The organism is Methylocystis sp. (assembly GCF_050251305.1).
GTDB lineage: Bacteria > Pseudomonadota > Alphaproteobacteria > Rhizobiales > Beijerinckiaceae > Methylocystis.
The window spans coordinates 18,346-27,586 of record NZ_JBFWNB010000045.1 but is presented as its reverse complement, the minus strand read 5'-3'; the positions used below and the strand labels follow the sequence as shown (position 1 = coordinate 27,586).

Annotated in this window: 10 protein-coding genes; 2 read left to right on the top strand and 8 right to left on the bottom strand. The window is 63.3% G+C overall.

Features of this window, described 5'->3' with window-relative positions; translation table 11 throughout:
- Positions 1 to 190, top strand: a 190-nt coding sequence (locus AB7F41_RS13570) for a hypothetical protein (RefSeq protein WP_428406619.1), incomplete at its 5' end; no start/stop codon positions are given.
- Here AB7F41_RS13570 and AB7F41_RS13565 read toward each other — a convergent pair.
- The 4 genes from AB7F41_RS13565 to AB7F41_RS13550 all read right to left on the bottom strand — a co-directional run bounded on the left by AB7F41_RS13565 (position 191) and on the right by AB7F41_RS13550 (position 4,044).
- Positions 191 to 757 (bottom strand): hypothetical protein, encoded by a 567-nt coding sequence (locus AB7F41_RS13565; protein ID WP_428380021.1) that lies wholly within the window; start codon positions 755 to 757, stop codon positions 191 to 193.
- Between the two features lie 194 nt (positions 758 to 951).
- Positions 952 to 2,376, bottom strand: a complete 1,425-nt coding sequence (gene lpdA, locus AB7F41_RS13560; RefSeq protein ID WP_428380020.1) for a dihydrolipoyl dehydrogenase — start codon at positions 2,374 to 2,376, stop codon at positions 952 to 954.
- 94 nt (positions 2,377 to 2,470) lie between these two features.
- The gene (locus tag AB7F41_RS13555) at positions 2,471 to 2,899 is read right to left on the bottom strand and encodes an anthrone oxygenase family protein (protein WP_428380018.1); all 429 of its coding nucleotides are present in this window, start codon (positions 2,897 to 2,899) and stop codon (positions 2,471 to 2,473) included.
- Positions 2,900 to 2,979: 80 nt separating this feature from the next.
- Entirely contained in the window at positions 2,980 to 4,044 is a 1,065-nt protein-coding gene (locus AB7F41_RS13550; protein WP_428380016.1) for a GSCFA domain-containing protein, read from the bottom strand.
- 165 nt (positions 4,045 to 4,209) lie between these two features.
- Here AB7F41_RS13550 and AB7F41_RS13545 point away from each other — a divergent pair, with 165 nt between their 5' ends.
- The gene (locus tag AB7F41_RS13545) at positions 4,210 to 5,259 is read left to right on the top strand and encodes a WcbI family polysaccharide biosynthesis putative acetyltransferase (protein ID WP_428380014.1); all 1,050 of its coding nucleotides are present in this window, start codon (positions 4,210 to 4,212) and stop codon (positions 5,257 to 5,259) included.
- 6 nt (positions 5,260 to 5,265) lie between these two features.
- Here the strand turns inward: AB7F41_RS13545 and AB7F41_RS13540 are convergent, their stop codons facing one another.
- The 4 genes from AB7F41_RS13540 to AB7F41_RS13525 form a co-directional block, all read right to left on the bottom strand.
- Positions 5,266 to 6,105 (bottom strand): class I SAM-dependent methyltransferase, encoded by an 840-nt coding sequence (locus AB7F41_RS13540; RefSeq protein ID WP_428380012.1) that lies wholly within the window; start codon positions 6,103 to 6,105, stop codon positions 5,266 to 5,268.
- Positions 6,106 to 6,183: 78 nt separating this feature from the next.
- Positions 6,184 to 7,485 (bottom strand): polyhydroxyalkanoate depolymerase, encoded by a 1,302-nt coding sequence (locus AB7F41_RS13535; RefSeq protein WP_428380010.1) that lies wholly within the window; start codon positions 7,483 to 7,485, stop codon positions 6,184 to 6,186.
- A 152-nt stretch (positions 7,486 to 7,637) separates the two neighbouring features.
- On the bottom strand, positions 7,638 to 8,597 hold the full coding sequence (gene cbiB, locus AB7F41_RS13530; RefSeq protein WP_428380008.1) for an adenosylcobinamide-phosphate synthase CbiB: 960 nt from the start codon (positions 8,595 to 8,597) through the stop codon (positions 7,638 to 7,640).
- Entirely contained in the window at positions 8,594 to 9,151 is a 558-nt protein-coding gene (locus AB7F41_RS13525; protein WP_428380006.1) for a YbhB/YbcL family Raf kinase inhibitor-like protein, read from the bottom strand. The genes cbiB and AB7F41_RS13525 overlap by 4 nt, the downstream gene beginning before the upstream one ends.
- Positions 9,152 to 9,241 lie beyond the last annotated feature (90 nt).

The following is a 9,241-nucleotide window of genomic DNA, read 5'->3' as shown; positions in this document are numbered from 1 at the left end:
TGAGCCTTTCAAATTTTCGATACGCGTTGCGGCGAAAGGCGGAGGGTTGGGGCCCGTCATGCGCAATCTGATATTGTCTGTGTTGATGTTGTTTCTGTTCGCGGCGAGCGTCGCCAGCGCGACGACTATTCTTTCGCAACCGTCGCCAAGCGGCGACGACTTCTGCTTCGGCTATGCGATCTGCGAATAGTCAGGCCGAACGCCTCTGACGCGCCCGTTCGCGCAGACGCGAAACGCTGCGCATCAGCGCGCCGGCCTCCACGCCGATCAGGGCCTCCAATCGCCCGCAGATCATGTCGGCGGCCGCGCGCACGCGCATCTTGAAGGGCGCGACCAGTTCGCCCGCCCAGGCGCGAATGGCGAGGATCGTCGAATAGAGCTGACGGAAACGCTCCATCTGCATGAGCTTGTCGCGGCAGATGTCGAAAAGAAACGACATCAGGCCGAGCGCCAGCGTTTTGGCCAGAAGGATCGCAAAAAGTCCGCTCAGCACACGACCATGCGCAATCAATTCGAAGCCGACCAGTTTCGCGGGCAGAATGACGATGAGCGGGGCGATGAATACGCCCAGCGTCTTCAGCGGCGTCAGAGTCGCCACGAAATCCCGAAGCTGCCGTTCGTAGCGTTGCAGCCCGAGCGTGCGGCCGAGCTCATGCAGCCAATCGTGGAAATGGTCCCAGAGCCAGCTTTCGATCAGGAACAGAACGGCAAGCGTGAACCACAACGCGTCCTTGAGGCGCCGTTTCCAATCGTCCATTGCGTTTTCCTCTTATACATCCCGCGCGCGCGGCGCGCCGGCGCAGGCGACGGTTCTCCTGTCGCCCGACGGACGGCGCACGTTCTATGCATATGGTCGCTGGCGGCGACACCGCGAGAGTCTGCGCCAAAGGCCCTGCGCGTTTCCCGAAAATCGGCGCGCGGACGGATGACGTGGCCCGGGCGCAGACCGGCTCAAATGTGAATGGCGCGTTTGGCGACGGCGAGCGCCGCTTCGCGAATCGCCTCGGAGAGGGTCGGATGCGCGTGGCAGGTGCGCGCGAGATCCTCCGACGAGCCTGAAAACTCCATCAATACAGTGGCTTCTGCGATCAATTCGCCGGCGACCGGGCCGAGAATGTGGACGCCGAGCACACGGTCTGTCTCGGCGTCGGCGATGATCTTCACGAATCCGTCGGTTTCGCGCATCGCCCGCGCGCGGCCATTCGCGCTAAACGGGAATTTGCCGATCGCGACGGCGATTCCCCTGGACTTCGCGTCTTCCTCGGTCATGCCGACCGCGGCGACTTCCGGCGTCGTGTAGACGACGCTGGGAATGACGCCATAATTCACATGCCCCGCCTGTCCGGCGAGGATTTCGGCGACGGCGATGCCTTCATCCTCCGCCTTATGGGCGAGCATGGGCCCGCGGACGACGTCGCCAATCGCATAGACGCCCGGCGCATTCGTCGCGAATCCGTCGTCGATGACGACGCGTCCGCGCTCCATGGCGACGCCGGCGTCTTCCAATCCGAGTCCCTCGGTGAAGGGAATGCGGCCCGTTGCGATGAGCACGGCGTCGGCCTCGATCGTGTCCGACGTCGCGCCGTCCACCGACGCATAGGACACGACGGCGCGCTCGTTCTTGCCGGTCCCCGCGCGCGCGACGCCTGTCACCTTGGAGGCGAGGCGGAAGGCGAAGCCCTGCTTTTCGAGGATCTTCTGGAAACGGGAGGCGATTTCGAGATCGAAACCGGGGAGAATGCGGTCGAGATATTCGATCGCGATCACTTCGGATCCGAGCCGTCGCCAGACCGATCCAAGTTCGAGCCCGATGACGCCAGCGCCAACCACGACCAGGCGCTTGGGGGGCTTCGGCAGGGCCAAGGCGCCGGTCGAGGAGAGAATCAGCTTCTCGTCGATCGCGATCTCTTTGCCGGTCGCGTCGCGCAGCGGCGCGACGGTCGAGCCGGTGGCGAGAACGATGTTCATCGTTTCCAGCGTCTGAACGGCGCCGTCGGCGCCCGTGACCTCGACCCGGCCGGCGCCCGCCAGCCGCCCGACGCCCCGATAGGAGTCAATCTTGTTTTTCTTGAACAGGAAGGCGACGCCGTTGACGTTTGCGCCGACGGTGTCGTCCTTGTGTTTCATCATCGCCGGAAGATCGAGGCGCGGCGGATCGACCATCACGCCGAGCGGCGCGAGGCCATGCCCCGCTTCTTCGAACATGTGCGACGCGTGAAGCAGCGCCTTCGACGGAATGCAGCCGACATTGAGGCATGTGCCGCCGAAGGTCGGGTCCTTTTCGACGACGGCCGTCTTCAATCCGAGCTGCGCCGCGCGGATCGCGCAAACGTAACCGCCGGGACCGGATCCGATCACGATAAGATCGTAGGTCATGTCATCCGCATTTCAAAAATGGCGCCGCTGACGAGATTGGGGTCCCAGATCAACGCATCTGAGATGAACCCTGGATAAACGCCGTCCCTGGAAATCAGCCGGCGGCCCACACATAGATGAGCGTCGCGAGGACGCCGAGCGCGGTCTGGCCAATCTCGAGACGCCCCCAAATATCGATGACCTTGCGCGCCTCATGCGCCGCATTGGCCTCGATCAGCGCCAGGATGCGATTGTTGAGCGGCACGATGGCGAGGTAGGTGTAGGGCCAGCTCGCAATCGCGACAAAGGCGCCGAACAGCCATCGGATGTCGTCGAGTTCGCGATAGGCGATAAAGCCGAACAACGCGGCAAGGAACGCAAGACTCGCGAGTACGATGAAGCCGCGGTGATCGGAGGGCTCCCATTCCTTGATGAGCGCGTCGTCGCTCAGCGCGAGCCGCGCCGGCTGTTCGACATAGTTGATATAAAGCGAAGCGCCGGTGAAAGCGCCCGCCGTCGCGAGCGCAAGCGAACCAATAATCATTCAAGCGTCCTTTGGCGGTCGGCGAATGACTCGGCGTTTTGGCGAATCGACCGCCGACCGCCGACCCGCCGCAGCTTCTCTTATGCTGATTCGATCGCTTCCTCGTCGCAGACGACTCGCGCGTTGCTTTCGGCCTCCGCGGCGACGTCGATTTTCACCGCTTGCACCGCTTCCTTCTCTTTCTGGCGATCGGTGAAATGGTCGAAGAACACCTTCATGGCGCGATCGACGCCATAGGGATTGATGCGCCGCGTGTCCTCCCGATAGAACATCGACACATTGGGGGAAACTGTGGCGAGGTCGTAGGACGGCAGATAGGCGATGTTCGGCCGCGCCCGGACCACCTCGTCGGCGGCGGCGCGCAGGATCGCCTTGACGGCGCAGTTCGACTCGATGACGTGCCGGTCTTCATAGGTCGCGATAATGCCGACCGGCGACACGCTGAGCACGATGCGCACATTCGGATTGACGTCGCGAATCCGGTCGACGGCGGCCGTGAAATCGCGCACGACCTCGCTGACCGTCATATTGTAGAACTCATAGACGTTTGGATCCCATTCGCCGCCGGCGACGCCGGGCGCAAGCTGCAGGATCGCGCCATCCGGCTTGTGGCGCCACGTCTCGGTATGCCCGAAGGTGAAAATAAAGACGTCCATCGTCTCGAGCATATGCCGCACCGCCGCCAGATGCTTGTCGCGATCGGCGCGCATCTCGTCGAGCGTGGCGTATCCGTCCGGCTCGATGCGCGGCCGGAACGGATCGACGAAGCGCCCGTCTTCCGGGCGATTCCAGTGATCGAGCTGAGGCGTGAATCGGCCATAGGCGCGTTCGATCAGCTGCAGCAGCTGGGCGGTCGTGTAGAGATTGCCGTAACGGCAGGAATACATCGAGTAATTGCGATTGAGCGCCTCATCGGCCGACATGCCGGCCGGCGGCTGCTCGGCGAGGTAATAATGGAAACCGCTCGCCTGCAGGCGCATCGCGATCTCCTGCGCGAAGCAGCTGCCGCCCGTGGCGACTTTATCCTGCGGCGAGATTTTGAAAGGCGTGCGAATGATCGGATCGAGCGCGAAAGGCGGCAGCGAGGTCACCGCCTTGCGCCAAAAGCGATGGTCGGGTAGGGAGCTATAGGGGTTCTCCGCCATGGTCGCACTCCTTTCTGATCCGGCCGATTTTTGTCGGGGATCGCGCTTTTTTCGCGTCGTTCGCGAGCCGCGCTCTGGCGTCGCAACATAGACGGCGCCCGCCCGCTTGTCACCCGGCGGCGCCGCTGAGAACGCCTGCGCCGCCGCCAATACATGAAAGACCGCATGTTAACGCAGGTTGACAGACAAATCCTCAAATCCTGGCGGCAATACGCCATCGAGCCGCGCATCGCGAAGTTCACCGGGCGCATCATGCGCAACACCGGGCCGCGGATCGCCGTCATCGGCAATTGCCAGAGCTTCGGCGTCGCCTACGCCATGAAAGTGCTCGATCCGAGCGCGACCGTCGACCATTATTCGATGATCGCGCGCGCGCGCGCGACGATGGGCCTCTTCGTCAAGACGCTCAAGACATATGACTACGTCTTCTCTCACGACTTTCTGGACGGCCATGTGCGCGGCGGCGGGTCGGAGGAATTGTGCAAGCTTCTGCCGAAGACGATCATCTTCCCGGCGATCACCTTTGCGGCGTTCCACCCCGATCTCGTCTATATCCACGATCTGTCGCGCATGCACGGCTTCGTCTGCGGACCGATCGGCCCCTATCATTCGGCGATCGCCCTTTTCGCCTATCGCAAGGGCCTTTCGGTCGAGATGGCGAACGCGCTGTTCAACGAGAACGTCTTTGACGCGCTCGGTTATTTCGACATGTGGAACGACGCCTCGCGCGAACTGCTCGACAACACGCGCGATCGATATGGCGTCGATCTGTCAGCCGAACTGATGAACTGGTCGCGCCGCGGCGTGTTCATGTACAGCACCGTGCATCCGATGAGCTTCGTGCTGTTCGATCTTTCCAAGAAGCTTTTCGAGAAGGTCGGGCTGAAGCCGCGTCCCGTGAATTTCAACTATTACGCCATTCATGATCTCGCGCGCAGCGAGATCTTTCCGATCTATCCGTCGATCGCCAAGCGCTTTGGCGCGCAGGGCGGCTATATGTTCAAGCTGCAGAACCACCATATCTCGACCACGGTGGGCGACTTCCTGACGCTCCCGCAATACATCGCGTCCTGCTACAAGATCTACAGCAACCACGATCCGTCGCAGCTCAGCAATCCGCGCGTCGACGCCTGGCTCGCGGACGAAGCGACGAGCGGAATGCTGATGCGTCTGGCGCGCGAGAATTTCGTCGCGGGCCTGACGCCGACGCTGTGAGCGCGCCTATTTCCAGCGGGTGTCGAATTTTGCGAGGTTGAACGGCGGCTTGTAGGGATGCAGCGGATTCTCGCCGCTGAACGGCTTCGTCACGGTGAGGATGCGCTCGCGGTGCTTCAAAGGCGCGAAGCCCGAAGGCTCGAGCGCTCCGGTGAAGCCGACAAGATGCGCGGGATCGATATTGATTTTGAGCCCAGGCGGCGGCCGCATCCAGCTCTGCGCGGCGACGTCCATATAAGCCGTCTTCAGCATATGGTTGAGCCCCCATTGCGTCGGCACGAAGCAGGACTTCGCCGAATCCGACATGTCCCAGTAGTAGGTGTCGGGCCGCAATTCGAGCGTCGCGTCGCCTTCGAAAACCGCAACGGAGTTGTCGTGCATCAAATGCCGCACTTCGGCGAAGCCGGCGAAGGGGTCGACGAGGTGGTAATAGACGCCGAGGCAGAGAATGACGTCGAAGGTCTCATTGAGCTTCGACGCTTCGTAGATCGAAACGCTCTGATTGATCTCGACATTGGATTTCAGGAGCTTTTTTGCGAGACGCAGCCCGGCGCCGCTCGCCCAGTTCTGGCTGACGTCGTCGGTGGCGAGGACGCGCTTCGCGCCGCGCCGTTCGGCGTAAAAGCTCCAGTAACCGTCCCAGCAGCCGATTTCGAGCACGCTCTTGCCGGTAAAATCGATCTTGTCGAGTTCGTTCTCGATGAAGCGCCAGATGCGGCGGTGATCGTCGGCCTGCGAGACGCTGACGGCGCGCAGCCCATCGCCGAAATCAAACTCATGATACCAATGAATGCCGTCAATTTCCTTCTGCAGCGCTTCGCGTGAAGCTGCGTCCTGCACGTCCATCGAATGTTCCTTGGATATTGATGCGTCAGGCGCGCGAAAGCGCCCGCTCTCGATCGCGGCGACGGCGGGAGTTTGCCTTTATTCCGCGCTCCACGCAAGGCGAGGGCGGACCGCCCCGACGCCGTCGATGCGCTCCATTTCCGCGGCGAAGGCGCGAATGCGCGGCGCGATTTGTTCGCGGAAGCGCGAGCCGTTGAAGACGCCGTAATGGCCGACGCCTTTCTGCACATAATGGCTCTTGCGGGCGGCGGGAATATTGGCGCACAGCTCCAGCGCGGCTTCGGTCTGGCCGACTCCGGAAATGTCGTCCTTTTCGCCTTCCACGGCGAAGAGCGCCGTGCGCTTGATCGCCTTGAGGTCGATGAGATTGCCGCGGTGGCGGAACAGGCCCAGCGGCACCTCATGCCGAATGAACACGCGATCCACGGTCTGGAGATAGAATTCCGCGGTCAAATCCATCACGGCGAGATATTCGTCGTAGAAATCGCGGTGTTTCTCGGCGGAGTCGCCGTCGCCCTCGACGAGATGGTTGAACATTTCGAGATGCGCTGAGATGTGCCGCTCGAAATTCATCGACATGAAGCCCGAGAGCTGCAGGAAGCCCGGATAGACCTGACGCCCCATTCCGGCGTGCGGAAAGGGCACGGTGTGGATGCAGTGCCTGCGGAACCAATCGATGCCGCGCTGATCCGCGAGCTTGTTGACGGCGGTCGGATTGACGCGGGTGTCGATGGGGCCGCCGATCAGCACCATGGATTCCGGCACGTCGGGGTCGTTTTCCGCCTCCATCGCGGCGATGGCGCTGATGAGCGGCACGGAGGCCTGGCAGACGCCGAGCGTGTGCACAGGCGTTTCGGTCACGCTCGGCGCGAGGAAGCGCATGATGTCGCAAAGGTAGTCGATGTAATCGTCCAGATCGAAGGCGCCGTCGACGAGCGGCACCGTGCGCGAATCGTTCCAGTCGGTGATGTAGACGTCATGAGTCGGCAAGAACGCCTCGACCGTGCCGCGCAGCAGGGTGGCGTAATGTCCCGACATCGGCGCGACGATGAGCAGTTTCGACTGTTTGGGCGCGCGTCCGACGAATTGCCGGTTGAAATGCAGCAGGCCGCAAAACGGGCGGGTCCACACGATTTCTTCGACGATCTCGACCTCGACGCCGTCGACGGTCGTCGTGTCCAGGCCGAACAGCGGCTTTCCGTAGCGGCGCGTCATGCGCTCGAACAGTTCCGCCGAGGCGGCGACGCTGCGGCCGAACGACGTATGATGCAGCGGATTGAGCGGGTTTTTCATTGCATGCAGCATGGCGTCCGTCGCCGCCCGCGCCGGCGCAAAGGCCAAGTGCATCATCTCGTATAGCTGGTACGACATCCGGTCCATCTCTACGCTTCTCCCGCCACCCCCATCGCAGCCGCCGCGCCGCGCTCCATGCTGCACTGCAAAATCAAGAATGCAATATCTTCAAGATGGGCAATTTTCGGAGTCTGACGAGTGGATCTCACGCGCTATCCGTCTGAGAATTCGCAATTCAGTCATATTCTCGCAGCCAAGGCGCCGATTGCAAGCGTAAACCAGAGCATGACGGTAGATCGTCGGTATAATGCGAGCGCTCGGTCGATATCCTGGGCGTTTGCGTCGCGCCGCCCATCGCCGAGAACGGCGGCGTCCACCGTCTTGCCGCCATAGGCGCGCGGGCCGCCGAGCTTGAGCCCGAGCCCGCCCGCGATCGCGGCTTCGGGCCAGCCGGCGTTGGGGGAGACGTGACGCGCCGCATCGCGCCGGGCGGCCGCCAGCGCCCCCGAGGGGGAGGCCCCCTTGAGCGTGAGGGCGCCAATCGCCAACAGGATCGCCGCGGCGCGCGCGGGGAGGACATTCATCAGATCGTCGCAGCGCGCGGCGGCCCAACCGAAGGCGCGGTGGCGCGCCGTCTTGTGGCCGATCATGCTGTCGGCGGTGTTCACCGCCTTATAGGCGAGCGCTCCGGGAAGGCCGAAGACGGCGAGCCAGAGCGCCGGGGCGACCACGCCATCGGAGAAATTCTCGGCGAGGCTTTCGATCGCCGCGCGCGCGACGCCGGCCTCGTCGAGCGCCGTCACGTCGCGGCCGACGATTTTCGCCACCGCCGCCCTGCCGTCTTCGAGGGAGATCGCCAGCGCGTCGGCGACCTCCGCGACATGATCGTGAAGACTGCGCTGCGCGAGCAGGCTGGATGCGACGATGGCGAGCGCGATCCATCCGAGCGGCAGCGCGAGCGCGAGCCGCGCGACAAGCGCGCCGATCCCGACCGTCGCCAGGAGAAGCGCCGCGAGCGCTATGGCGCCGTTCAGGCGTCGACGGGAGAAGGAATCGCTCTCACGGTTCAGGCCTCGATCGAGCGCGTCGATCGCCGCGCCCATCCACGTCGCCGGATGGCCGATCTTACGGAAGAGCGCATCCGGGTAGCCGACGCCCGCCTCGATGGCGAGCGCCAGGAGCGCCAGCCCGAAATTCACCGTCCGAAGAGGGCGGTGATCGACGCCTTGGCGAGCGCATTCTGGTTGATGGTGAAGCCGGCGATGGCGGTGCGGCCGTGGGCGGCGTCGCCGAGCTTGTCGACCTTGAGCGCATAGACGGTGAAAATATAGCGGTGCGGCTTGCCCGGCGGCGGACAGGGGCCGCCATAGGCCTTGTCGCCGAAGTCGGTCTCGAGCTGATGCGCGCCCGCCGGCAGGTTTTTCCCGGAAGCGTCGCCGGCGCCGCGCTTCAAGCCGCGAGCGTCGGCGGGAATGTCGACGACGAGCCAGTGCCAGAAGCCGGCGCCGCCGGTCGGCGCGTCGGGATCGTGGACAGCGACGGCGAAGCTCTTGGTGCCGGGCGGCGGGTCGCTCCAATTGAGCTCGGGCGAGACATTCTCGCCGGTGCAGCCGAAGGAGTCATAGACATGCTTCATGTCGATGGTCTTGGCCTCGCCGATATCGGGGCTGGCGAGCACGAACGCCTGGGCGCCGCTCGAATCCGCAGCGGCAAGCGCGATCAGGCCGAGAAAGGACGAAAGTCTGCGCAACATGGACGCGTGCTCCTCAAATCTGGAAATCGTCGCATCTTTTAGCCAATCGGCGCGCCGGTGTCGCGCCCGTGCGCTTCGCGGTAAAGAGGG

Coding starts and splice junctions, on each gene's coding strand:
- AB7F41_RS13565 (WP_428380021.1), bottom strand. CDS start 757: ATGGACGATTGGAAACGGCGCCTCAAGGACGCGTTGTGGTTCACGCTT.
- lpdA (WP_428380020.1), bottom strand. CDS start 2,376: ATGACCTACGATCTTATCGTGATCGGATCCGGTCCCGGCGGTTACGTT.
- AB7F41_RS13555 (WP_428380018.1), bottom strand. CDS start 2,899: ATGATTATTGGTTCGCTTGCGCTCGCGACGGCGGGCGCTTTCACCGGC.
- AB7F41_RS13550 (WP_428380016.1), bottom strand. CDS start 4,044: ATGGCGGAGAACCCCTATAGCTCCCTACCCGACCATCGCTTTTGGCGC.
- AB7F41_RS13545 (WP_428380014.1), top strand. CDS start 4,210: ATGTTAACGCAGGTTGACAGACAAATCCTCAAATCCTGGCGGCAATAC.
- AB7F41_RS13540 (WP_428380012.1), bottom strand. CDS start 6,105: ATGGACGTGCAGGACGCAGCTTCACGCGAAGCGCTGCAGAAGGAAATT.
- AB7F41_RS13535 (WP_428380010.1), bottom strand. CDS start 7,485: ATGGACCGGATGTCGTACCAGCTATACGAGATGATGCACTTGGCCTTT.
- AB7F41_RS13525 (WP_428380006.1), bottom strand. CDS start 9,151: ATGTTGCGCAGACTTTCGTCCTTTCTCGGCCTGATCGCGCTTGCCGCT.